Consider the following 23,607-nt stretch of genomic DNA (forward strand, 5'->3'; position numbering starts at 1 on the left):
CTTTATGAATAGCCATCGTCAATGCCCGGCGGTATTGATTGCCGCACCGGCCTCCGGTCAGGGCAAGACCACCGTCACCGCCGCGCTGGCCCGTTTGCATCGCAATCAGGGGCGCAAAGTGCGCGTGTTCAAATGCGGCCCGGACTTTCTTGACCCGATGATTCTCGAGCGCGCCAGCGGTGCGCCGGTGTATCAACTGGACATGTGGATGGTCGGCGAGCAGGAAAGTCGTCGGCTGTTGTGGGAAGCCGCCGGCGAAGCCGATCTGATCCTCATCGAAGGCGTCATGGGGCTGTTCGACGGCACGCCGTCGAGTGCTGATCTGGCGCGGCACTTCGGTGTGCCGGTGCTCGGTGTGATCGACGGCACTGCCATGGCCCAGACCTTTGGCGCACTGGCGTTGGGGCTGGCAAAGTATCAGCCGGACTTGCCGTTTGCCGGTGTGCTGGCCAACCGCGTCGGCACCCTGCGTCACGCGCAATTACTGGAAGGCAGCCTCACTGAAGGCTTGCGCTGGTACGGCGCCTTGTCCCGGGAAACCGGGATCGAATTGCCGAGTCGGCATCTCGGGCTGGTTCAGGCCAGTGAGTTGAACGATCTTGACCTGCGTCTCGATGCAGCGGCCGATGCGCTGGCCAGCAGTTGCGAGGTCGCGCTGCCACCGGCGGTGGAATTCGCCGCGCCTGATGTGATCGCTGCAGAACCGTTGCTGGCCGGTGTGCGTATCGCCGTGGCCCGTGACGAAGCGTTTGCCTTCACCTACGGTGCAAGCCTGGATTTGCTGCGAGCGATGGGCGCCGAGTTGTCGTTTTTCTCACCGATCCGTGACGCGCAATTGCCGGAGGCAGACAGCCTCTATCTGCCGGGCGGTTATCCCGAATTGCACCATGTAGCGCTGTCACAGAACACCACGATGCTGGCCGCCATCCGCGCTCACCATGCGGCGGGTAAACCGTTGTTGGCCGAGTGCGGCGGCATGCTGTATCTGCTCGATTCGTTGACCGATGTCGAGGGCACTCGTGCTGAACTGGTCGGCTTGCTGGCGGGGGATGCGGTGATGCAAAAGCGTCTGGCCGCGTTGGCGTTGCAGGCAGTCGAGTTGCCAGAAGGTTTGTTGCGTGGGCACACCTATCACCATTCGTTGACCAGCACTGAACTTGAGCCGATTGCTCGTGGGCTGAGCCCGAATGGTGGGCGTGGGGCGGAGGCGGTTTATCGTGAGGGGCGGATGACGGCTTCTTATGTGCACTTTTATTTTCCGTCCAATCCTTCGGCGATTGCCGCATTGTTTGCGCCTGACCTTGAGGCCGCCTTCGCGAGCAAGCCCGCTCCCACAGGGGGCCGCGTTTCTTCAGGCAGCACACCTTCCACTGTGGGAGCGGGCTTGCTCGCGAAGAGGCCATGACTGACAACGCATTCAGCCAAGCCGAACGCGAAGCGGTCTACCGAGCCATCGGCGAACGCCGCGACATGCGTCATTTCAGCGGTGGCACGGTCGAGCCCGAGTTGCTGCGGCGCCTGCTCGAAGCCGCGCATCAGGCGCCGAGTGTCGGCCTGATGCAGCCCTGGCGGTTCATCCGCATCAGCGATCGAACCCTGCGCGGCAAGATCCAGTCACTGGTGGAAGAAGAACGCATCCGCACCGCCGAAGCCCTCGGCGAGCGCACCGACGAATTCATGAAGCTGAAAGTCGAAGGCATCAACGACTGCGCCGAGGTGCTGGTCGCGGCGCTGATGGATGATCGCGAGCGTCATATCTTCGGCCGTCGCACGATGCCGGAAATGGACATGGCCTCGCTATCCTGCGCGATTCAGAACCTCTGGCTGGCCTCCCGCGCTGAAGGATTGGGCATGGGCTGGGTCTCGCTGTTCGAGCCGCAAGCACTGGCGGACTTGCTGGGTTTGCCCGCCGGAGCCAAGCCCTTGGCCGTTCTTTGCCTGGGGCCGGTCAAGGAATTCTATCCGGCGCCGATGCTGGTACTCGAAGGCTGGGCGCAGGCGCGTCCGCTCAGTGAGCTGCTGTATGAAAATTATTGGGGAGTGAGTCAATGAGTGTGGCGTTGTTGAGTGTCGCCGCGGTTGCGCTGGATGCGCTGCTGGGTGAACCCAAACGCTGGCATCCGCTGGTGGCGTTCGGCCGTTTTGCCGACCGCATCGAGCAACGTTTCAACGGTGAAGGTCGCGGCTGGCGCAGTCATGGTGTCACTGCCTGGGTCATCGCGGTGTTACCGCTGACCCTGCTGGCCACGGCGTTTTCCTGGGCGCCCTATGTCGGTTGGATCGTCGAGATTCTGGTGCTCTATTGCGCCCTCGGCATGCGCAGTCTCGGTGAACACGTCGAGCCGGTGGCCAAGGCGCTGCGCAGTGATGATCTGGACGAGGCGCGCAAACGTGTCAGTTATCTGGTCAGCCGCCAGACCAGCGAACTGGATAAAACCGAAGTCGCCCGCGCCGCTACAGAATCGGTGCTGGAGAACGGCAGCGATGCGGTATTCGCTGCGCTGTTCTGGTTTGCCGTGGCCGGCGCGCCTGGCGTGGTGCTCTACCGTTTGAGCAACACGCTGGATGCGATGTGGGGCTACCGCAATGAGCGCTTCGAGCGTTTCGGCTGGGCGGCTGCAAAGATCGACGATGTCCTCAACTATATTCCAGCACGCCTGGTGGCATTGACCTACGCGCTGCTGGGCAAAACCCGTCTGGCGCTGAAATGCTGGCGCACCCAGGGCCCGACCTGGGACAGCCCGAATGCGGGCCCGGTGATGGCGTCCGGTGCCGGAGCGCTCGGTGTCGAGTTGGGTGGAGCGGCGATTTATCACGGCGAACTGCATCAGCGTCCGCCATTGGGCGAAGGCGAACCGGCGGACGCCGACTCCATCGACCGCGGCTGGCAATTGGTCCAGCGCGGGGTATGGTTATGGTTGCTGATCCTCTGCGTGGGGGCTGAATTTTATGCTTGAGCACGGTGGTCGGTTACGCAAGGCGGCGCTCGAATACGGCATCGCCGAAGCTGAGTGGCTCGACCTGTCCAGCGGCCTCGCGCCCTGGCCGTTTCCGGTCCCGGAGATTCCGTTGCGGGCCTGGGCGCGTTTGCCGGAAACCGATGACGGCCTGGAGCAGGCGGCCTGTGATTATTACGGCGCCGCTCAGGTGCTGCCGGTGGCCGGCTCGCAAATGGCGATCCAGTTGCTGCCGCGATTGCGCCGGGCGGGCAAGGTCGGCGTGCTCTCGCCGTGTTACGCCGAACACGCCGAAGCGTGGCGCCGCAATGGCTACATCGTGCGTGAAGTGCTGGAGCAGGAAGTCGATTTTTATCTCGACAGCCTCGACGTGCTGGTGGTGGTCAACCCGAACAATCCTACCGGCCTGAGCCTGACACCCAGTCGCCTGCTCGACTGGCACTCGCGGCTGGCCCAGCGCGGTGGCTGGCTGGTGGTGGACGAGGCGTTCATGGACAACACGCCGCAGCTGAGCCTGGCACCTTTTGCCAATCGGGTCGGGTTGATCGTGCTGCGTTCCTTCGGCAAGTTTTTCGGCCTGGCCGGTGTGCGCCTGGGTTTCGCGCTGGCCGAGCGCAAGTTGCTCAAGTTGCTGGCCGAGCAAGTGGGACCATGGGCGGTCAGCGGGCCGACGCGGGTACTGGGTCAGGCCTGTCTGCTGGATACCGAAGGGCATGCCCGGCAACGGGTTCGCACTGAAGAGGCCAGCGAGCGTCTGGCGCTGCTGTTGGAACAGCACGGTTTCAAACCACAGGGCGGCTGCGCGTTGTTTCAATGGATGATCACCGAACGCGCCGAAGCCTTGCATGAATTCATGGCACGGCGCGGCATTCTGCTGCGGTTGTTCACGCACAACAGCAGCCTGCGTTTCGGCTTGCCCGCCGATGAAGCCGACTGGACACGTCTCGCGCAAGCGTTCGAAGCCTACGCTAGGGAAACCCAATGACTACGTTGAGGGTGCAGGGCGCGACTTTGATGGTGCAGGGCACGACGTCCGACGCCGGTAAAAGCACGCTGGTAACGGCGTTGTGCCGCTGGGTCACGCGTCAGGGCGTCAGCGTCGTGCCGTTCAAGCCACAGAACATGGCGCTCAACAGCGCCGTGACCGCCGACGGTGGCGAGATCGGTCGTGCGCAAGCGGTGCAGGCTCAGGCCGCCAACCTTGAGCCGCACACCGACATGAACCCGGTGCTGCTCAAACCCAATAGCGACACCGGCGCTCAAGTGATCATCCATGGCCGCGCGGTCACGACGATGAACGCAGTCGCGTATCACGACTACAAAGCCATCGCCATGCAAGCAGTGCTGGCCTCTCATGAACGGCTGAGCGCGGCTTATCCCGTGGTCATGGTCGAAGGCGCGGGCTCGCCGGCCGAGATCAATCTGCGTGCCGGCGACATCGCCAACATGGGCTTTGCCGAGGCCGTGGATTGTCCGGTGGTGCTGATCGCCGACATCAATCGCGGTGGGGTTTTCGCGCACCTGGTGGGCACGCTGGAACTGCTATCGCCCAGCGAGCAGGCGCGGGTCAAAGGCTTCATTATCAACCGGTTTCGCGGCGATATCGCTTTGCTGCAACCGGGTCTCGACTGGCTGGAAGCGCGCACCGGCAAACCGGTGATCGGCGTTCTGCCTTACGTGATGGACTTGCACCTGGAAGCCGAGGACGGCATCGACCAGCGTCAGACCGACAAGGCCGATCAGGTGCTGAAAGTGGTGGTGCCGGTGCTGCCGCGCATCAGCAACCACACCGATTTCGATCCGCTGCGCCTGCATCCGCAGGTGGATCTGCAATTTGTCGGCCCCGGTCAGGCGATTCCACCGGCGGACCTGATTATTCTTCCCGGCTCGAAAAGCGTGCGCAGCGACCTCGCGTATCTGCGGGCCAATGGCTGGGACACTGCGATCAGTCGTCATCTGCGTTATGGCGGCAAAGTGCTGGGGATTTGCGGTGGTCTGCAAATGCTCGGCGACCAGGTACACGACCCGTTGGGCCTCGAAGGCGCACCGGGTTCCAGCGCCGGTTTGGGCTTGCTGGCGTTCGAAACCCGGCTCGAAGAAGAGAAGCAATTGCGCAATGTGCGCGGGCGTCTGGCGCTCGAAGACGCGCCGGTCAGCGGCTATGAAATTCATGCTGGCGTGACCACCGGGCCGGCGCTGGAAAACGCCGCCGTGCAACTGGACGACGGTCGCTGCGACGGTGCGCAAAGCGTGGATGGGCAGATTTTCGGCACCTATCTGCATGGCCTGTTTGAATCGCCCGCGGCGTGCAGTGCGCTGTTGCGCTGGGCCGATTTGCAGGCGGTGCAGGACGTGGATTATCACGCGTTGCGTGAGCGCGATATCGAGCGGCTGGCGGATCTGGTGGAGAAGCATCTGGATACCCGACTGTTGCGTGAGCTCTGTGGGTTTTAGGGTGACCGTGCTGGCCTCTTCGCGAGCAAGCCCGCTCCCACAGGTGATCGCATTCCAATGTGGGAGCGGCGGTGCGACGATTCGACTTGCTCGCGAAGAGGGCAGTGGCCTCACCGCTAACTTGAAGGAATGACCATGCTGCAACTGATCCTCGGCGGCGCGCGCTCCGGCAAAAGCCGCCTGGCTGAAAAACTCGCCTCCGACAGCGGTCTGGCAGTGACGTACATCGCCACCAGCCAACCCCTCGACGGTGAAATGAACGAGCGGGTGGCCCATCACCGCGCCCGTCGTCCAGCCGAATGGGCGTTGATCGAAGAACCTGTGGAGCTCGCCCGCGTCCTGCGCGAAACCGCCAGCGCTGATCAGTGCCTGCTGGTGGATTGCTTGACGTTGTGGATGACCAATCTGCTGATGCTCGACGACGCCGAACGGCTGTCGGCCGAGCGTGATGCGCTGCTGGACTGCCTGGCATCGTTGCCGGGTGAAATCATTTTTGTCAGCAACGAGACCGGAATGGGTGTCGTGCCGCTGGGCGAATTGACTCGCCGCTATGTCGATGAAGCCGGTTGGCTGCATCAAGCCTTGGCCGAGCGCTGTCAGCGAGTCGTCCTGACCGTCGCCGGCCTGCCCCTGACTTTGAAAGGAACTGCGTTATGACTCAATCCTGGTGGCTGAACCCGTGCAAACCGATCGATGCTCAAGCGGTCGAGCAGGCGCAGGCCCGTCAACAGCAGCTGACCAAACCGGCCGGCTCCCTCGGTCGCCTTGAGTCGGTGGCCGTGCAATTGGCCGGGTTGCAAGGGCAGGTCAAGCCGAGTCTGGATCAGCTGTGGATCGCGATTTTTGCCGGTGACCATGGCGTGGTCGCTGAAGGGGTGTCGGCATTTCCCCAGGAAGTCACCGGGCAGATGTTGCTCAACTTCGTCAGCGGTGGGGCGGCGATCAGCGTGTTGGCGCGGCAACTCGGGGCCTCCCTGGAAGTCGTCGACCTCGGCACGGTGACGCCGTCGTTGAATTTGCCGGGTGTGCGTCACATGAATATCGGCCCGGGTACGGCGAATTTCGTCGAAGGTCCGGCAATGACCCCGGCTCAAGGCGAACTCGCTTTGCAGGCCGGCCGCGACAGCGTGCAGCGCGCCATCGCGGCGGGTGCGCAGTTGTTTATCGGTGGCGAGATGGGCATCGGCAACACCACCGCGGCTAGTGCGTTGGCGTGTGCCTTGCTCGATTGCCCGGTGGTGCATCTGGCCGGGCCGGGCACGGGTTTGAATGCGGCGGGTGTCAGCCATAAAGCGCAGGTGATCGAACGCGCTTTGGCGTTGCACAGCGCTCAACGTGGCGATGCGCTGCAAATCTTGTTCAACCTCGGCGGTTTTGAAATCGCGGCACTTGTCGGCGCGTATCTGGCGTGTGCCCAGGAAGGCGTCGCAGTGCTGGTGGACGGTTTCATTTGTAGCGTCGCGGCGTTGGTGGCAGTGCGCTTGAATCCTGAATGCCGTCAGTGGCTGTTGTTCGGCCATCGCGGCGCCGAGCCGGGTCATCGTCATGTACTGGAAACCTTGAACGCCGAACCGCTGCTGGACCTCGGCCTGCGTCTGGGCGAGGGCAGTGGCGCCGCGTTGGCCGTGCCGTTGCTGCGTCTGGCGTGCGACCTTCACGGGCAGATGGCGACCTTCGCCGAGGCCGCCGTGGCGGACCGTCCGGCATGACCTTGCACCTGGACCTGTTGCGCCACGGCGAAACCGAACTCGGTGGCGGTTTGCGCGGCAGTCTCGACGATGCGCTGACCGAAAAGGGCTGGGCGCAGATGCGCGCGGCGGTGGTCGAGCAGGGGTCTTGGGATCGTTTGGTCAGCTCGCCACTGCAGCGCTGTGCGCGGTTCGCCGAAGAACTCGGTGCACAGTTGGGTTTGCCGGTGCAGTTGGATAAAGACCTCCAGGAGCTGCACTTCGGCGCCTGGGAAGGGCAGAGCGCCGCCGCGTTGATGGAAACCGATGCCGAGGCGTTGGGATTATTCTGGGCCGACCCTTATTCGTTTACGCCGCCTCAGGGTGAGCCGGTGGTGGATTTTTCGACGCGGGTGTTGGCAGCTGTTGAGCGCTTGCAGGCTACCTACGCAGGCGAGCGGGTGTTGCTGATCAGTCACGGCGGGGTCATGCGCTTGTTGCTGGCTCAGGCGCGGGGATTGCCTCGTGAGCAGTTGCTCAACGTCGAAGTCGGGCATGGCGCGTTGTTTTCGCTGACGGTCGAATCCGGCCTGTTGTTAAAGGAAGCGCTCTGACCATGTTGCCGTTCTGGATCGCCCTGCAATTTTTGAGCAGTCTGCCGATTCGTCTGCCGGGCATGCCGGAACCACAGGAATTGGGGCGGTCGCTGCTGTTTTATCCGCTGGTCGGCCTGCTGTTCGGCGGGATTTTGTGGGCGTTCAACTGGCTGCTGCTCGGCACCCCGTTGTTGCTTCACGCCGCGCTGTTGCTGACGGTTTGGGTCTTGCTCAGCGGTGCCTTGCACCTGGATGGCCTGGCCGACAGCGCCGATGCATGGCTCGGTGGGTTCGGCGACCGCGAGCGCACCTTGACGATCATGAAGGACCCGCGCAGCGGGCCGATTGCGGTCGTGACGCTGGTGCTGGTGTTGCTGCTCAAATTCGCCGCGTTGCTGGCATTGATCGAGCAGCAACACGCCGTTGTCCTGATCATTGTCCCGATGATCGGGCGCAGCGCGATGTTGGGGTTGTTCCTGACCACGCCTTATGTGCGCGCCGGTGGCTTGGGGCAAGCGCTGGCCGATCATCTGCCACGGTTGGCGGGCAAGCAGGTGTTGGCGGTGAGTGCGTTGGCTTGCGTTTTGATTGCCGGTCTCAGCGGCGTGTTGGCAGTGGTGCTGGCGGCGCTGGTGTTTGTCTGGCTGCGGCAAGTGATGCTGCGCCGATTGGGCGGCACGACGGGCGATACGGCGGGGGCGTTGCTGGAGATTCTTGAGGTCGCGGTGCTGGTGGGATTGGCGTTGACCTGATGTTTATTGGGTGGATGTGCTGGACCTTTCGCGAGCAAGCCCGCTCCCACATTTGATTGCGCAGAACAAAAAATCTATGTTCGCTGAAGATCTAATGTGGGAGCGGGCTTGCTCGCGAAAGCGGTCTGTCAGATCCTCAATAACTATGAATGAACTCATCTGTAACTTGATTTAACACAACAGCGGGTATATACACGCACCATGCTCGACTCCCAATGTTTATGCATCAACCTGCGTCGCGCCGCCCGTGGCGTCAGCAGGCATTACGACGGCGCTCTCGACGGCTTCGGGATCAACGTCGCCCAGTATTCTCTGCTGTGTAATCTGCAGCGTCTGGATAAACCGAGTATTTCCACGTTGGCCGAGGCCATGGGGCTGGATCGCAGCACCTTGGGGCGCAATCTGCGGGTGCTGGAAGGCGAAGGCCTGCTGATGCTGGTCGAGGGCGAAGACATGCGTAACCGCATCGTCATGCTCACCGAGGCCGGTGTTGAACGCCTGAAAGCGGCCTTGCCCGCGTGGGAAGCGGCGCAACAGCGGTTGATTGACCGCTTGGGTGCCGAGAAACGCGAAACCTTGCTGCGACTGCTGGACGAACTGGCGTGATGCCGGTTTTTCCGATCTTAAGCGGGTATATACCCGCTACCGGAGAACAAGAATGACATCGATGTGGCGTACGTGTGGTTGGGTATTGTTGGGGAGTGCGCTGATTCTTGCGTTGTCCTTGGGTGTAAGACACGGCTTCGGGCTGTTTCTGGCGCCGATGAGTGCCGAGTTCGGTTGGGGGCGTGAGACGTTTGCCTTCGCCATTGCCTTGCAGAACCTGATCTGGGGCCTGGCTCAGCCCTTCACCGGCGCGCTGGCCGATCGCTTTGGCGCCGCGAAAGTGGTGTTGGTCGGCGGTGTCTTGTATGCATTGGGCCTGGTGTTCATGGGCCTGTCGGATTCGGCCATGACCTTGTCACTGAGTGCCGGCCTGTTGATCGGCATCGGTCTGTCCGGTACCTCGTTCTCGGTGATCCTCGGCGTGGTCGGCCGCGCAGTGCCGCCAGAGAAACGCAGCATGGGCATGGGCATCGCCAGCGCTGCCGGCTCTTTCGGCCAGTTCGCCATGTTGCCCGGCACGCTGGGGTTGATCGGCTGGCTCGGCTGGTCCGCGGCATTGCTGGTGTTGGGCCTGTTGGTGGCACTGATTGTGCCGCTGGTCAGCATGCTCAAGGACAAGCCGCTGCCGGTGTTCGGTCATGAGCAAACGCTGTCCGAAGCATTGCACGAGGCCTGTTCCCATTCGGGCTTCTGGCTGCTGGCGTTCGGCTTTTTTGTCTGCGGTTTCCAGGTGGTATTCATTGGCGTGCACTTGCCGGCTTATCTGGTGGATCAGCACCTTCCGGCGAGCGTCGGCACCACGGTGCTGGCGTTGATCGGGCTGTTCAATATTTTCGGGACCTACACGGCGGGCTGGCTGGGCGGACGGATGTCCAAGCCACGTTTGCTTACTGGCCTGTATCTGCTGCGGGCAGTGGTGATCGGGTTGTTCCTGTGGGCGCCCGTCACGACGACCACTGCGTACCTGTTTGGCATGGCGATGGGCTTCCTGTGGCTGTCGACGGTACCCTTGACCAACGGCACCGTCGCGACCTTGTTCGGTGTGCGAAATCTGTCCATGCTCGGTGGGATTGTTTTCCTGTTTCACCAGCTCGGATCGTTCCTCGGTGGCTGGTTGGGCGGGGTGGTGTATGACCGAACCGGGAGCTATGACTTGATCTGGCAAGTGGCGATTCTCTTGAGCCTGTTGGCGGCCGCCCTGAACTGGCCGGTGCGTGAGCGGCCGGTGGCGCGCCTGCAAACACAGATGAGTGCGATATGAACAGTCTCTGGCCGCGGATCGCTGTCGCCGCTGTCTGCGCCTTGCTGCTGGCCCTGTCGTGGTGGGGGTGGCACCAGGGCGGGCTGGCGTTGATGCAACTGGGCATGGGTGCTTGCTAGCAGGATGTGAGGGCGAGTAACTTCGGTTTGGACGACTTATCGAGGATGCCCCCACATGCTGATGCGCTGGCTCACAGTTCCCGCGTTACTGGTAGCGTTTAGTGGATTGACTCAAGCGGCCGAATGCCCGGAGCTTTTGCAAGGCTCGTTGCCCAAGCTGCGCGCCAAGGAATCCATCGACCTGTGCCAGCGCTTCGCCGGCAAACCGCTGGTGGTGGTCAATACCGCGAGCTTCTGTGGTTTCGCCCCGCAGTTCAAAGGCCTTGAGGCGCTGAATCAGCGATACAAGGATCAAGGGCTGGAGGTGATCGGTGTTCCGTCCAATGACTTCAAGCAAGAGTCCAAGGATGGCGAAGAGACTGCCAAGGTCTGCTACGTGAACTACGGCGTGACGTTCACCATGACTGAACCGCAGAAAGTCCGCGGTAATGATGCGACACACTTGTTCAAGATCATCGCCAGGCAGAGCACCGCGCCGAAGTGGAACTTCTACAAGTACGTGGTCGATCGCAAGGGCCAGGTGATCGCCAATTTCTCCAGCCTGACCAAGCCTGACGATCCCGAGTTCATCGCCGCGGTGGAGAAAGCCCTGGCCTCGCAACCCTGATCGAGTCCATCAAAAAGCCCCGCCTCTGTACAAGAGAGCGGGGCTTTTTCAATTCAGGCGGCGAGCGGTTCAGGTTCGCCGTGAATCATCAGAAGCGGTAGGTCGCGCCAACACCGAAACCGTTCGCACTGTTTTCGTACTTGGCGTTGTAGGACTGACCCAAAGCGTTAGCGCGGTTGACAGTGACAGATTCTTCCTTGAGGTAAGAGTAAGCCACATCAATGGTCCAGTCGTCGGTTGGGTTGAAGCCCGCACCGACACTGAAGATGGTCCGGTCGCCGGTAGGGATGCGTGGCGAACGATCAGTGTTGTTGGTGGGCGACTGGTCAAAGGAGAGACCGGTACGCAGTACCCACTGCTTGTTCAACTGGTAGGAAGTACCCACGGCGTAGGCCCAGGTGTCATGCCAGTTCTGGTCTTCCTTGATGGTACCCACGATTCGTGGGGCGAGGGCACCACCGTTAAGTGCGGTTACGCCTTCGTTGTTGACCGTGATGTCTTTCAGGCGGCTCCAGCGAGTCCAGGTAGCACCGGCATAGAGCTTCCAGGCATCATTTATATCTTGAGTCACGGAAAGGTCATAGGACTCAGGTGTTTCGATCTTCAGCGAGGCATCGTAACGGTTGGATTTGAGCAGCTGAGGTGGCACACCAGCGCCGGTAGACACATCGGTGTGGCCGTCGAGCTTGTAGTTCACTTTCGAGTGATAGGTCAGGCCCACGCGAGTGGTGTCGGTGGCTTGCACCAGGACGCCGGCGTTAAAGCCCAAGGCCGTATCATCGCCCTTGATCTCCACATTGTTATCACCAGTCCGGGGGACAGGGAGAGCAATGTCCGATTCCAGGGTGCCGGAAATCCGGTTGATGGTAGGGCCAAAACCGATCGAAACTTTATCGTTGAAAGCGTAGCTGACGGTTGGCTGCAGAGTGATGACTTTGACTTCGCTCTTGCTGCCGAAAGCGCGGCCCTGAAAGCCGCTTTCGTAGTCGGTGATCAGCCCGAACGGAGCGTAGACGCCCAAACCAAAAGCCCATTCATCGTTGATTTTATTGGTATAGAAACCCATCGGTACTGAAGTGAGCGGAACCATATCGCCTTTGTTGGTTCCGCTTGAACGGCCGCTGGTATCGCTGATATCGGTCGAGGCGTCGATCGCTGCGAAACCGCCAGTGATTTGCTGGCCTTTGAGGCGGGCCATACCGGCAGGGTTGCCAAAAACTGTACTTGCATCATCGGCAGATGAAGAGCGCCCCGCAAAACCTGTCCCCATCCCGCTGATGCTTTGTTCGTTAAGGGCAAAGCCACTTGCGAAGATCTGGGTGGATGCCAAGGTAACGGCGAGGCTAAGGGTGGTTTTGAGCATTACTTTTTTCATTATTAGAACTCCTGGTGATCACCGGGGCGAAAATTACCAACATTTTCGTCCCAGCGCTATAGGCTGTATCGCTTGATTTAGAGCGGTTTTGTAGGACAATCCGACCAAAATCGCTGCCGTTTCGCGATCTTGTGGAAACAGCAGATCAGCAGGCGACCTGATTCAGCGGTGAAACACAGGTTTGCCAGGCGCAGGTGAAGTCTCTCAGGCGTCCTTGAGGCTGGAAGGTCTGGCGCCAGATGCGGGCCATTCCCAGTAGGTCGTCTGCTTCGGGGAGGGGGGTGTTCTGTTCTTCTACCAGCAGCCAGGCGATGGCTGTGGCGTAACGCAGGTTGACGGTCAATTCGAGGTGCGGACCACTCAGGAACGCATGTTGGCTGGCCAGGCCGCGAACCAGGCTCGCGCGTTCCGGGTCAAGTGCCAGGTAGTGGTCCCAAAGTGCCTGGTGGCGGAGTTCGGCGATTCGGTACAAACCGTGCCCGCGGCGGTCATGCAGGGCCGTTCCAAGGGCTGACTGGCTGGCGGCGACACCCAGCAGCAAGGATTCGGCAGTTGCGCTATGGCACCCGAGATAAATCAAGGTCGGGCGGATCACATAACGGCACAGTTCGCTGGCAGCGATACCCATAAAACCCTCGAAACATGAAATGGTCGGCGATACCTGAAGGGCCTTGGCAGCGGGTGAATCGAATCAGGCTCGCCGGAAGCGGCTTAAGCCGCTTGAGTTGAAGTGTAGTGTCATATTCGCGTCGTAAAGGCCTGTTTTTAAAATATTTCCGGCTGCGAGTTATAACCGTTATATCGGTTTGTGCTTAGGCGGCAGCGGCGAAAAGAGAAATTTCAGGCAATAAAAAGCCCCGCTTTTTTAAAGCGAGGCTTTTGAGGTTTTCAGTCTTTCTGGCGTATCAGGCAACCAGTGCCTGACGGGTACGCTCGATCACGGCCTGCAGCGGCTCGGCGCTGGAGTATTGATCGGGGTACAGGCGTTCGCTGTGACGAGCGATGCCGTGTTCGTTGACCAGAGTGAAGCTGAAGCAGCCTTTGCGAGCGGCCATGATCAGGCAGTTCATTGGTGCAAAAGCGTTGGTTAGGGTGCGAATGGCATCCTGGGTGTGGATTTGAGTAGACATAGTCATGGGGTGTTCCTACAAGCGACACGGATAAGAACCGTGCAAAGTTAAAACGTTCCAGTGACGACGACCACCATTGGTCGAACGAAGAACCCGACTGGAACAAAGCAGCCAGTTTGAAGCGCTGATAAATTGGCGCGCTTGGGCTGGCAGGTAGGTACTTAGGAGGGCAGGCAACACATCAAGGGCAAAGGTTCTGGGCCCAGGGTGAAGATCCTGATCAATTTGCAGGTTGGTTCGGTCAGAGTAAGTGAGCTTCGCAACACCCTTTGCTTTCGATTCAAAGGCTGTGTTGACGCAAGGTTTACCTGGAAACCATCGAGGTGGTCGATCCCGCTTTGTCGGTGGAGGCTTCCTTTGGGAAGGCTGACCGGGGGGATGTGTTCGACCAGAATTGACTTTCAGCTTGGTACTAACGCCGCGGATACTAACGGATTGAATAGCCGAAGGGAAGTGTGTTAGCAAAATAGTTCTGAGAACGCCCTTATTCAACGTCCGGATTGGCGCTCGATAGGCTCGTGATCCGCAGACGCGCCCTGTAATAGAACAAATTCCGACCATTGGTAGTCACGGTTCATCGGGCCAACACCTGTCTGGATCACGGGTTTGCCAAGGTTTATCCCCAGGTGCAGGCAAAAAATGCGCCGAAAAAGCGCATCGATATAACTGCCTCGAAGGGACTTGTGCACATAAGTCACGCAGGGTGTCACGCCGCTGTCATCATCCCTTCAAACGCAGTGGGTGCCTGTAACCAAAATTTAAGTCAATGAAAAACATCGCTTTTTTTTACTGGTGAAAAAATCGTCAGTTTGACTGCGGGCCCCATTCCATACGGCTTTGCGAGAGTTCAAGGGCGGTTGTCCACTGAGTTATCCACAGCTTCTGTGGATTGTCCCGAGCGCTTGCTCTAGGACGGGCGTGCCGGGTTTTTTTAGACTTTACCTGTAAGAAAAAAAGAGTAGAGTGGCGCGCCTTCCGATCTGCCCCACAGTGCTTTATGAAGTTTCGCTCAGTATCAGTCTCTGCAACCTCCACACCTCCCAGCATTACCCCGCCCAAGCGCCTTTCGATGCGGGTGGCCGAGTGGCTGCTGGACAGCCCGAGCCTGGGCGAAAACCCCAACGTCAAACACTTCGCCGGACGGTTGCTCAAGCAGCCAGCCCGTGAAGGGGTCGTGGCCGCGCAAAGCCGTCTCGGTCAGCTGATGTGCCGTGAATGCGGGAATGCCCGGGATCGCCGTATCGGTCAGGAGCTTCTGCGTTCGGCCGCGCGGGCAGGGGATCGGCGCGCCCAGCAAGAACTGGGTCTGATCGAAGACTGAGCTGTCCAAGACCTGACGCCTTGGTTAACCTTCAAGCTTTATTTCATTGGCAGGAGTGGCTATGGCTATGGACTTGACCAGCGCATTGCTCGGTCTGGCGGGCGCTGCGCTGCCGTTACTGGTACTGGCCTGGCAACTTCAGCGGCGAGCGAGCACCACGCAGTCAGAGGTTGCACTGCTGGAAGAGCGTCTGGCCATGGCCCTTCTGGCTCAGGATGGATTGAACGCGCAACTCGAAGCCTGTCGCGATGAAATAGGTGATCTGGGCCAGGCCAACGCCGCCAAACAGGCAGACCTGGCCGCCCTACGCCGTGAAGTCGAACTGCTGCAGATCGAACGTGACGACGCACGCGATGCCGCCCACGCCTGGAATCTGGAACGCGCCGGCAAGGAGGCTGAGTTGCGCCGTCTGGACGCCCAGGCCGCTTCGCTCAACGCCGAGCTACGTGAGCAGCAGGAAAGCCATCAGCAGCGCCTCAACGACCTGCAGGGCTCGCGAGACGAGCTGCGAGCGCAGTTCGCGGAGCTGGCCGGCAAGATCTTCGACGAGCGCGAGCAGCGCTTTGCCGAATCCAGCCAACAACGTCTCGGTCAGTTGCTCGATCCGTTGAAAGAACGCATCCAGTCCTTCGAAAAACGCGTCGAAGAAAGTTATCAGGCAGAAGCCCGCGAACGTTTTTCCCTGGCCAAGGAACTGGAGCGGCTGCAACAGCTGAACCTGCGCCTGAGCGACGAAGCCACCAACCTGACCCGCGCCTTGAAAGGGCAGAAAACCCAAGGTAACTGGGGCGAGCTGATTCTTGAGCGAGTGCTTGAACACGCGGGCCTGGAGAAGGGGCGCGAGTACCAGACCCAGGTCAACCTCAAGGGGCCGGACGGTGAGCGTTTCCAGCCGGACGTGATCATTTATCTGCCGGGCGACAAACAGGTGGTGGTCGACTCCAAGGTCAGCCTCACGGCCTATCAGCAATACGTCGCGGCCGAAGACGATGCCATCAGCCAGATCGCCATCAAGCAGCACGTGCTGTCTCTGCGCACTCACGTCAAAGGGCTGGCCGGCAAGGATTACAAGCGTCTCGACGGTTTGCACAGCCTGGATTTCGTCCTGCTCTTCGTTCCGATTGAAGCGGCGTTTTCCGCCGCATTGCAGGCTGAGCCGACGCTGTTTCAGGAGGCCTTCGATCGCAACATCGTGATCGTCAGCCCGACCACTTTGCTGGCGACCCTGCGCGTCATCGACAGCCTGTGGAAGCAGGAGCGCCAGAGCCAAAACGCCCGGGAAATCGCCGAGCGGGCCGGGTGGCTGTACGATAAGTTCGTGTTGTTCATCCAGGATCTGGATGAAGTCGGCAATCGCTTACAACAACTGGATAAAGCCTACAGCTCGGCGCGCAATAAGCTGACAGAAGGACGGGGCAATCTCGTCAGCCGCGCCGAGCAGCTCAAGTTGCTTGGCGCACGGGCGAGCAAGAGCCTGCCGGCAGATTTGCTGGAGCGGGCGATGACGGATGTGGATGGGTTGGCCGAATTGCCGGAGTAAGCCGAAAAGCTTCGCGAGCAAGTCGGCAGTTGCACACCACAAGACTCAAACCTGCCGCACTACAACGGCAAATGCCGACTCAGCAACGCCCGCAACGCCGCCGGTTTCACCGGTTTAGCCAGGTAATCCAGCCCCGCCGCATGCACCTGGGCCACCGTCTCCGGTCGCCCATCGGCGCTGATCACTACCCCTGGCACTGGCTCACCCAATCGGGTTCGCAGCCATGCCATCAGTTCGGTCCCGGTCTCGCCATCGTCCAGGTGGTAATCCACCAGCGCCAATTGCGGTCGCATTCCATCGCTGAGCAGCGCCGCGCATTCATCGCGGTTGCGCGCGGTCCAGACCTGACAACCCCAGCGCGTGAGTAAGCTGTTCATGCCGATCAGGATGCTGTCTTCGTTGTCGATGCACAGTACCTGCGAGCCGCTCAGCAATTTGCCATTGAGCTCGGCGACCTTGGTCGGGATCGCGGTTTGCGCCCGAGCCAACGGCACGCTGACGCTGAACACGCTGCCGCGCCCCGGCCAGGAGCGTACGCGCAAGGTATGACCGAGCACGCGACACAACCCGTCGGCGATCGCCAGGCCCAGCCCCAGGCCTTTCTCAGCACGCGTCTGGTGGCTGTCGAGGCGTTTGAATTCTTCGAAAATGACCTGCTGTTTATCCAACGGAATGCCCGGACCACGGTCCCAGACTTCCAGACACAGCTCGCCCTTGCGTCGGCGAACCCCTAGCAGCACTGGCCCTTTGGCGTAGCGGAAGGCATTGGTCAGGAAGTTCTGCAGGATTCGTCGCAACAGTTTGATGTCGCTGTCGACGCGCAACGCACTGCCCCTGACGCGGAATTTCAGTCCTTGGTCGAGGGCCAGCGCCTTGAACTCGGCACCGAGGACGTCGAACATCTCATTGAGCACGAACGGTTTGGGATCAGGGTTGATCTTGCCGTTCTCCAGGCGGGAAATGTCCAGCAGGTCGCTGATCAAGTCCTCGGCCGAGCGCAGTGAAGTGTCCAGATGATGGACCAGTTTCTGCGCCTCAGCGGAGAGGCCATCGTCCTGGTGGGAAAGGGCGGCCGAGAACAGTCGCGCCGCGTTCAATGGTTGCATCAAGTCGTGGCTGACCGCCGCCAGGAAACGGGTTTTCGACTGGTTGGCCGATTCCGCGGTGCCCTTTGCTTCGGTCAACGCGAGGTTGAGTTGCGACAGTTCGTGGGTCCGCTCGGTGACCCGACGCTCCAGGCCCTCGTTGGCTTCGGTCAGCGCTTGCTCAGCCTCGCGGAACGCGGTGATGTCGGTGAAACTCATGACGAAACCGCCGCCTGGCATCGGGTTGCCGATCAGCTCGATCACACGGCCATTGGGGAAAAGTCTTTCAGAGGTGTGGGCGCGTCCCTGACGCATCCAGTGCAAGCGTCGTGCGACGTGCACTTCGGCTTCGCCGGGACCGCACAGGCCGCGCTCGGCGTTGTAGCGAATGATGTCGGCAATCGGCCGGCCAAGCCTGATCAGTCCATCCGGGTAGTTGAACAGCTCCAGATAGCGCCGGTTCCAGGCCACCAGTTTCAGCGACTGGTCGACCACACTGATGCCTTGGGTGATGTTCTCGATTGCGCCTTGCAGCAGCGCGCGGTTGAATTGCAGTACTTCCGAGGCTTCGTCGGCGATTCGGACGACGTCCTCGAGTTGCATTTCCCTACCTTCGATGGCGGCTTTTACCACCGCACGGGTCGAAGAAGCGCCGAGCACACCGGCCAGCAAACGTTCGGTATGGGCGATCCATTCACCGTCGGCATTCTGGTTCGGGTTGAAGCCTTTGCCCTGACGGTAGGCAAAGCGGATAAAACTCTGACGGGCGCGTTCTTCGCCGACGAAGCGTGCGGCCAGCTGCAACAAATCGTCGATCTGCACCGACAGCATCGAACGGGCGCTGGGGCGGGCGCTGATTTCCTGACCGATGAAGCGACCCGCCTGCCAATGTTCCGAAACCCTCGTGCGCGACAGCACCGACACCCAGGCGAACAGTGTGAAGTTGCCCGCAAGCGACAGCACCACGCCTTGGGTCAGCGGGGTAATCGGCAGGTGCAACGGGTTGCTGTGCAACCAGGCCAGGCCCGGGAAACTGCTCAACGACAAGCCGAGGCTGTTGGCGGCAATCGGCAGGATCAAGGTGTAGAACCACAGGAATGTCCCGGCGGCGAGACCGGCGAACACACCGCGACGATTGGCCTGTTTCCAGTACAGCGCGCCGAGCATGGCCGGGGCCAGTTGGGTCACGGCGGCGAAGGCGATCTGGCCGATGGTCGCCAGGCTCGCCGTCGAGCCGAGCAGGCGATAACTGACGTAGGCCAGCAGCAGAATCACCACAATGCTCACTCGGCGCACCGAGAGCATCCACTGGCGGAACACTTCAAACGGCCGCTCGGCATTGTTGCGCCGCAGCAGCCATGGCAACAGCATGTCGTTGGAGACCATGGTCGACAACGCCACGCTGGCGACAATCACCATGCCGGTCGCCGCCGAGGCGCCACCGATAAACGCCAGCATTGCCAGGGCCGGATGGGCTTGAGCCAGCGGCAGGCTGATGACAAAAGAGTCCGGCAGCACCGAACTCGGCAGCAGCATCTGACCGGCGAGGGCGATAGGAACGACGAACAGCGCTGCCAGCGCCAGATAGGCTGGAAACACCCATTTGGCCAGGCGCAGATCCTGGGGGTCGATGTTTTCCACCACGGTCACGTGGAACTGCCGGGGCAGGCAGATGATTGCCATCATTGCCACGCCGGTCTGCACCACCATCGACGGCCAGTTGATGGTTTCCTTCCAATACTCTTCGAGGCGCGGGGCGAGCATGGCCTGGTCGAACAGGTCGTCGAAACCGTCGTACAGGCCGTAGGTCACGAACGCGCCGACCGCGAGAAAGGCAAACAACTTGACCAGGGATTCGAACGCAATCGCCAGCACCATGCCGCGGTGGTGTTCCGTGGCGTCGAGGTTGCGGGTGCCGAAGACGATGGTGAACAGCGCCAGCACCAGCGACACGATCAATGCTGTGTCCTGGGCGCGTGTGCCCATGGCGTCGGCACCGGCGCCGATCAGCAAGTTCACCCCGAGCACGATGCCCTTGAGTTGCAGCGCGATGTAGGGCAACACGCCGACCAGGCAGATCAGCGCCACCACCACCGCCAGTGACTGGGATTTGCCATAGCGCGCGGCGATGAAGTCGGCAATGGAGGTGATGTTCTCCTGCTTGCTGATCATCACCATTTTTTGCAGGACCCACGGCGCGCACACCAGCAGCAGAATCGGCCCGAGGTAGATCGGCAGGAACGACCAGAGTTGTTCGGCGGCCTGGCCCACGGCGCCAAAGAAGGTCCAGCTGGTGCAATAGACGGCCAGCGACAGGCTGTACACCCAGGCGCGCACTCGCGGCGGCAACGGTGCGCTGCGACGGTCGCCGTAGAAGGCGATGGCGAACATGATGGCCATATAGGCCAGGGCGACGGCGGCGATCAGCCCGCTGGACAGCGACATGGGAACTCCAGACAAAAGACACCCGGGACTCCCGCCCGGACAGACAGTCTCGCACGATGGCAGGGGTTAGTCAGTGTCGACCAAGGTCGCGGCGTGGCGGGGTGTCGCAGGCGGTGTGCCAGTTGGATTTTTGGTGTTTTTTCCGGCCCCTTCGCGAGCAAGCCCGCTCCCACATTGGATCTGTGTCGTTCACAAATCCCCTGTGGGAGCGGGCTTGCTCGCGAAGGCGGCCTTACTGATTCAGCGCAATCTCGATCAACCGATGCAACTCCTCAACCTCCAGCGGCGCCGCTGAAAACAGGATGCGAAACACCGTCGGCGCCGCCACCAGGTTGATCAGCCGATCAACGTTCGGCTTCGGCTGATCGGGGTAACGATCCAGAATCGTCTGCAACTGCCCGCCAATGATTGTCGCGCAAAGGGCCGGCGTGGTGCTGCATTGCACGTCGCGCAACATGTTGCGGCCGGGCTCGGAGCTCATTTCGTCCAGATACTGCTCGGCCCAGGCGCGCACGTCACCGCGCAGGCTGCCGGTATTGGCCGGCTCGCTCTCGGGGCGCATGCGAGCGAGGGCGACGTCCGCCAACAACACCGACAAATCGCCCCAGCGCCGGTAGATGGTCGACGGCGTGACGCCGGCGCGCGCGGCGATTTGCGGGACGGTCACAGTGGTGCGGTCCTGCTCTTCGAGGAGATCGCGGACTGCCGAGTGAACCGACTCTTGCACCCGGGCGCTGCGGCCACCCGGGCGTAAACCTTCTTTAATAGCCATGCATCGGACCTTAACACAAAGAATTTGCTTTAAGCGTTGGTCAGTAGCACACTCCGCAAAAGCAAAAAGTTAGCTTTTGCGGAGTGTGCTCAATGTCCAGTTCAACGTCTAATCGTTCAAGCCTGTGGTTCCTGGCGATCACCTTACTCAGTTTTCTGGCGGCGTCCACGGCGCCGACGCCGTTGTATCACCTGTACCAGGAACACCTGCAATTCTCGGCAGCGACCTTGACCCTGATTTTCGGCGTGTACGCCATCAGCTTGCTGGCGGCATTGCTCACGGTCGGTTCGCTCTCGGATTACCTGGGGCGCAAACCGGTGATCTTCACTGCTGTGATGTTGAACATGCTGGCGATGCTGCTGTTTATCAATGCAGACAGTGTCGCCTGGTTGATCAGTGCACGAGTGCTTCAAGGTTTTGCTACGGGGATGGCCACTGCCGTACTGAGTGCGGCGCTGTTGGACACCGATCGTCAGCAAGGGCCGCTGGTCAACAGTGTGGCGCCATTGCTGGGCATGGCGTCGGGCGCCATGGGGTGCGGCTTGTTGGCTGAGTTTGCACCGCTGCCGTTGCAGTTGACCTATTGGGTGCTGTTCGCGCTGTTTGTGATGCAAGCGCTGTACGTCTGGCGCTTGCCGGAAAGCGTCAGCCCCCAACCGGGAGCCTGGGCTTCGCTGCGCCCGACACTGCATGTGCCGATCCAGGCGCGACGTACGTTGTGGCTGGTGCTGCCGATCAACATCGCGGTGTGGGCGCTCGGTGGTTTTTACGCTTCGTTGGCACCGTCTCTGGTGCGCACGGCCACGGGATCGACCTCAAATCTGATTGGCGGTGCGACGGTGGCCGTGTTGACGGTGACCGGCGCGTTGATGATCTACACCTTGCGCGATCGGCCGGCCGACAAGGTCTTGCGCCTGGGTGGCAGTTTGCTGCCGGCCGGCGTCGCACTGATTCTGCTGGCGGTGCACAGCGCCAGCCTGCCACTGTTTTTCGTCGGGACACTGGTGGCCGGATGCGGTTTCGGCGCCGGTTTCCTCGGTGCATTGCGCAGCGTCGTGCCGCTGGCCTTACCCCATGAACGGGCAGGGTTGATGTCGGCTTACTACGTGCTTAGTTATCTGGCGTTCTGCTTGCCGTCGTTGCTGGCCGGGAACTTGACCCGGACCTTCGGGCTGGTGGCCACCACCGATGGTTACGGTGCGGTGCTGATTACGCTCTCGGTCGGCGCTTTGTTCGCGTTGTTGCGTCAGCAGTCCATGAAAGTCTGTGGCGTCGATGTTCGATGACCGTTAGCCTTGGCACCGCCCTGCCTTTCGACGGACCGACGCATGAAAATCATCCGCAGCAAATCCTTCACCGCTGACCGTGCCTGGGGCGCTTTGGATATCGCCAACATGAACGGCATCACCACGCGTTTGCACTGGACCGATCAGCCCTATAAATGGCACATCAATGATGGGCAGGAAGTGTTCGTGGTATTGGATGGCGTTGTGCAGATGCGCTATCGCGAAGCAGGTCAGGAGAAAGAAGTGGAGTTGGGCGTAGGCGATATCTTCTATGCCGACGTCGGCACCGAACACGTAGCCCATCCGCAGGGTGCGGCAAGAATCCTGGTGATCGAAACTGAAGGCAGCGTCTGACGCTATATCTGCAAAACAGATAACAGTTAGAGATATTACCCGTTATATCGATATTCGATTCGGATCTACCATGGGCTCCACCTCAACAGAGGACAGGAGTTCACCATGACATGCCCCAACACTGCCCCAGCCGGTTTCAAACCCTTCAGTCATTTGCAGCACCCGCGTGAAGTCATCCGCCAGTTCACGCCGAACTGGTTCGCCGCCACCATGGGCACCGGGGTGCTGGCGTTGGCGCTGGCGCAGCTGCCGGGAACAAATGCCGGTTTGCACGCGATTGCCGAAGCCCTTTGGTTGTTCAATATCGCCCTGTTCGTTTTGTTCACGGCGCTATACGCGGCGCGTTGGGCGTTGTTTTTCGATGAGGCGCGGCGGATTTTCGGTCACTCCACGGTCTCGATGTTTTTCGGCACGATCCCCATGGGCCTGGCGACCCTCATTAATGGCTTCCTGGTGTTCGGTCTGCCGCGTTGGGGCGAGGGCGTGATTCATCTCGCCGAGGTGCTGTGGTGGCTGGATGTGGCGATGTCTGTGGCGTGCGGTGTGCTGATTCCCTACCTGATGTTCACCCGTCAGGAACACAGCATCGACCAGATGACCGCCGTCTGGCTGTTGCCAGTGGTGGCGGCAGAAGTGGCGGCTGCCAGCGGTGGTCTGTTGGCGCCGCACCTGGTCGATGCCCATTCGCAACTGGTGGTGCTGGTAACCAGCTACGTGCTTTGGGCGTTTTCCCTACCGGTGGCGTTCAGCATTCTGACCATTCTGTTGCTGCGCATGGCGCTGCATAAATTGCCCCACGAAAACATGGCCGCCTCCAGTTGGCTGGCGCTGGGGCCGATCGGCACCGGGGCGCTGGGCATGCTGCTGCTGGGCGCCGACGCGCCGGCGATCTTTGCGGCCAACGGTCTGCCGGGCATCGGTGAAATCGCCGCCGGGCTGGGGTTAGTGGCCGGGATCACCCTGTGGGGCTTTGGTCTGTGGTGGATGCTGACCGCGGTGCTGATCACCCTGCGTTACCTGCGCGTCGGTATTCCGTTCAATCTCGGCTGGTGGGGTTTCACCTTCCCGTTGGGCGTCTATTCCCTGGCGACATTGAAACTGGCCAGCACCTTGAACCTGACGTTTTTCAGCGCCTTCGGCTGCGTGCTGGTGGTGCTGCTGGCGGCGATGTGGCTGATCGTCGCCAAGCGGACGGTGCAGGGCGCCTGGCGGGGTGAGTTATTTGTCTCACCGTGCATTGCAGGATTAAACAAATAACCTGCAAAGTTTAGGTAATGTGT

The 23,607-nt window shown here is 60.7% G+C and carries 23 protein-coding genes; 18 read left to right on the forward strand and 5 right to left on the reverse strand.

The window, feature by feature from the left end:
* Positions 1–4: 4 nt before the first annotated feature.
* The 13 genes from KW848_RS14465 to KW848_RS14520 all read left to right on the forward strand — a co-directional run bounded on the left by KW848_RS14465 (position 5) and on the right by KW848_RS14520 (position 11,019).
* The gene (locus KW848_RS14465) at positions 5–1,405 is read left to right on the forward strand and encodes a cobyrinate a,c-diamide synthase (protein WP_218537260.1); all 1,401 of its coding nucleotides are present in this window, start codon (positions 5–7) and stop codon (positions 1,403–1,405) included.
* Positions 1,402–2,052 (forward strand): 5,6-dimethylbenzimidazole synthase, encoded by a 651-nt coding sequence (gene bluB / locus KW848_RS14470; RefSeq protein ID WP_192406893.1) that lies wholly within the window; start codon positions 1,402–1,404, stop codon positions 2,050–2,052. Before KW848_RS14465 ends, bluB begins: the two co-directional genes overlap by 4 nt.
* Positions 2,049–2,957, forward strand: a complete 909-nt coding sequence (cbiB, locus tag KW848_RS14475) for an adenosylcobinamide-phosphate synthase CbiB (RefSeq protein WP_218537261.1) — start codon at positions 2,049–2,051, stop codon at positions 2,955–2,957. The genes bluB and cbiB overlap by 4 nt, the downstream gene beginning before the upstream one ends.
* Complete coding sequence (gene cobD, locus KW848_RS14480; protein ID WP_218537262.1) at positions 2,950–3,942, forward strand: threonine-phosphate decarboxylase CobD; 993 nt, start codon at positions 2,950–2,952, stop codon at positions 3,940–3,942. The genes cbiB and cobD overlap by 8 nt, the downstream gene beginning before the upstream one ends.
* The gene (locus KW848_RS14485; RefSeq protein ID WP_375154717.1) at positions 3,939–5,411 is read left to right on the forward strand and encodes a cobyric acid synthase; all 1,473 of its coding nucleotides are present in this window, start codon (positions 3,939–3,941) and stop codon (positions 5,409–5,411) included. Before cobD ends, KW848_RS14485 begins: the two co-directional genes overlap by 4 nt.
* Before the next feature lie 135 nt (positions 5,412–5,546).
* Positions 5,547–6,068, forward strand: a complete 522-nt coding sequence (gene cobU / locus KW848_RS14490) for a bifunctional adenosylcobinamide kinase/adenosylcobinamide-phosphate guanylyltransferase (protein ID WP_218537263.1) — start codon at positions 5,547–5,549, stop codon at positions 6,066–6,068.
* Complete coding sequence (gene cobT / locus KW848_RS14495; RefSeq protein ID WP_218537264.1) at positions 6,065–7,120, forward strand: nicotinate-nucleotide--dimethylbenzimidazole phosphoribosyltransferase; 1,056 nt, start codon at positions 6,065–6,067, stop codon at positions 7,118–7,120. Before cobU ends, cobT begins: the two co-directional genes overlap by 4 nt.
* Entirely contained in the window at positions 7,117–7,692 is a 576-nt protein-coding gene (gene cobC / locus KW848_RS14500; RefSeq protein WP_218537265.1) for an alpha-ribazole phosphatase family protein, read from the forward strand. Before cobT ends, cobC begins: the two co-directional genes overlap by 4 nt.
* 2 nt (positions 7,693–7,694) lie before the next feature.
* On the forward strand, positions 7,695–8,426 hold the full coding sequence (locus KW848_RS14505) for an adenosylcobinamide-GDP ribazoletransferase (RefSeq protein ID WP_218537266.1): 732 nt from the start codon (positions 7,695–7,697) through the stop codon (positions 8,424–8,426).
* A 201-nt stretch (positions 8,427–8,627) separates the two neighbouring features.
* Positions 8,628–9,032 (forward strand): MarR family winged helix-turn-helix transcriptional regulator, encoded by a 405-nt coding sequence (locus KW848_RS14510; RefSeq protein ID WP_033055842.1) that lies wholly within the window; start codon positions 8,628–8,630, stop codon positions 9,030–9,032.
* A 52-nt stretch (positions 9,033–9,084) separates the two neighbouring features.
* Entirely contained in the window at positions 9,085–10,293 is a 1,209-nt protein-coding gene (locus KW848_RS14515) for an MFS transporter (protein ID WP_192406904.1), read from the forward strand.
* A complete protein-coding gene (locus KW848_RS31830) occupies positions 10,290–10,412 on the forward strand; it encodes a hypothetical protein (RefSeq protein ID WP_007977581.1) in 123 nt (40 codons plus the stop codon). Before KW848_RS14515 ends, KW848_RS31830 begins: the two co-directional genes overlap by 4 nt.
* A gap of 55 nt (positions 10,413–10,467) precedes the next feature.
* Positions 10,468–11,019: a glutathione peroxidase gene (locus tag KW848_RS14520; RefSeq protein WP_218537267.1), complete on the forward strand. Its 552-nt coding sequence runs from the start codon at positions 10,468–10,470 to the stop codon at positions 11,017–11,019.
* Between the two features lie 88 nt (positions 11,020–11,107).
* Here the strand turns inward: KW848_RS14520 and KW848_RS14525 are convergent, their stop codons facing one another.
* From KW848_RS14525 to KW848_RS14535, 3 genes are all read right to left on the reverse strand, one after another.
* On the reverse strand, positions 11,108–12,394 hold the full coding sequence (locus tag KW848_RS14525) for an OmpP1/FadL family transporter (protein WP_218537268.1): 1,287 nt from the start codon (positions 12,392–12,394) through the stop codon (positions 11,108–11,110).
* 145 nt (positions 12,395–12,539) lie between these two features.
* Positions 12,540–13,022 (reverse strand): hypothetical protein, encoded by a 483-nt coding sequence (locus tag KW848_RS14530; protein ID WP_111450726.1) that lies wholly within the window; start codon positions 13,020–13,022, stop codon positions 12,540–12,542.
* A 277-nt stretch (positions 13,023–13,299) separates the two neighbouring features.
* The gene (locus KW848_RS14535; protein ID WP_007898912.1) at positions 13,300–13,524 is read right to left on the reverse strand and encodes a hypothetical protein; all 225 of its coding nucleotides are present in this window, start codon (positions 13,522–13,524) and stop codon (positions 13,300–13,302) included.
* 997 nt (positions 13,525–14,521) lie between these two features.
* On the opposite strand from KW848_RS14535, the gene KW848_RS14540 reads away from it, so the two are divergent.
* Both KW848_RS14540 and rmuC read left to right on the forward strand, forming a co-directional pair.
* The gene (locus KW848_RS14540; protein ID WP_218537269.1) at positions 14,522–14,845 is read left to right on the forward strand and encodes a sel1 repeat family protein; all 324 of its coding nucleotides are present in this window, start codon (positions 14,522–14,524) and stop codon (positions 14,843–14,845) included.
* 175 nt (positions 14,846–15,020) lie between these two features.
* Positions 15,021–16,385, forward strand: coding sequence for a DNA recombination protein RmuC (gene rmuC, locus KW848_RS14545; protein ID WP_218537459.1), 1,365 nt, complete (start codon positions 15,021–15,023; stop codon positions 16,383–16,385).
* Between the two features lie 59 nt (positions 16,386–16,444).
* Here rmuC and KW848_RS14550 read toward each other — a convergent pair whose 3' ends face one another.
* A complete protein-coding gene (locus KW848_RS14550; RefSeq protein ID WP_192406914.1) occupies positions 16,445–19,915 on the reverse strand; it encodes a PAS domain-containing hybrid sensor histidine kinase/response regulator in 3,471 nt (1,156 codons plus the stop codon).
* A 232-nt stretch (positions 19,916–20,147) separates the two neighbouring features.
* A complete protein-coding gene (locus KW848_RS14555; RefSeq protein ID WP_111450722.1) occupies positions 20,148–20,687 on the reverse strand; it encodes a TetR/AcrR family transcriptional regulator in 540 nt (179 codons plus the stop codon).
* A gap of 92 nt (positions 20,688–20,779) precedes the next feature.
* Here KW848_RS14555 and KW848_RS14560 point away from each other — a divergent pair, with 92 nt between their 5' ends.
* The 3 genes from KW848_RS14560 (at position 20,780) to KW848_RS14570 (ending at position 23,584) form a co-directional block, all read left to right on the forward strand.
* Entirely contained in the window at positions 20,780–21,973 is a 1,194-nt protein-coding gene (locus KW848_RS14560) for an MFS transporter (protein WP_218537270.1), read from the forward strand.
* Positions 21,974–22,015: 42 nt separating this feature from the next.
* Positions 22,016–22,327 carry a cupin domain-containing protein gene (locus KW848_RS14565; protein WP_008148700.1) on the forward strand — a complete coding sequence of 104 codons (312 nt, stop codon included), beginning with the start codon at positions 22,016–22,018 and terminating at the stop codon, positions 22,325–22,327.
* Between the two features lie 105 nt (positions 22,328–22,432).
* Positions 22,433–23,584, forward strand: a complete 1,152-nt coding sequence (locus tag KW848_RS14570; protein ID WP_218537271.1) for a TDT family transporter — start codon at positions 22,433–22,435, stop codon at positions 23,582–23,584.
* The last annotated feature ends 23 nt before the right edge of the window (positions 23,585–23,607 follow it).

The organism is Pseudomonas sp. PDM25 (assembly GCF_019219045.1).
Classification (GTDB): Bacteria; Pseudomonadota; Gammaproteobacteria; order Pseudomonadales; family Pseudomonadaceae; genus Aquipseudomonas.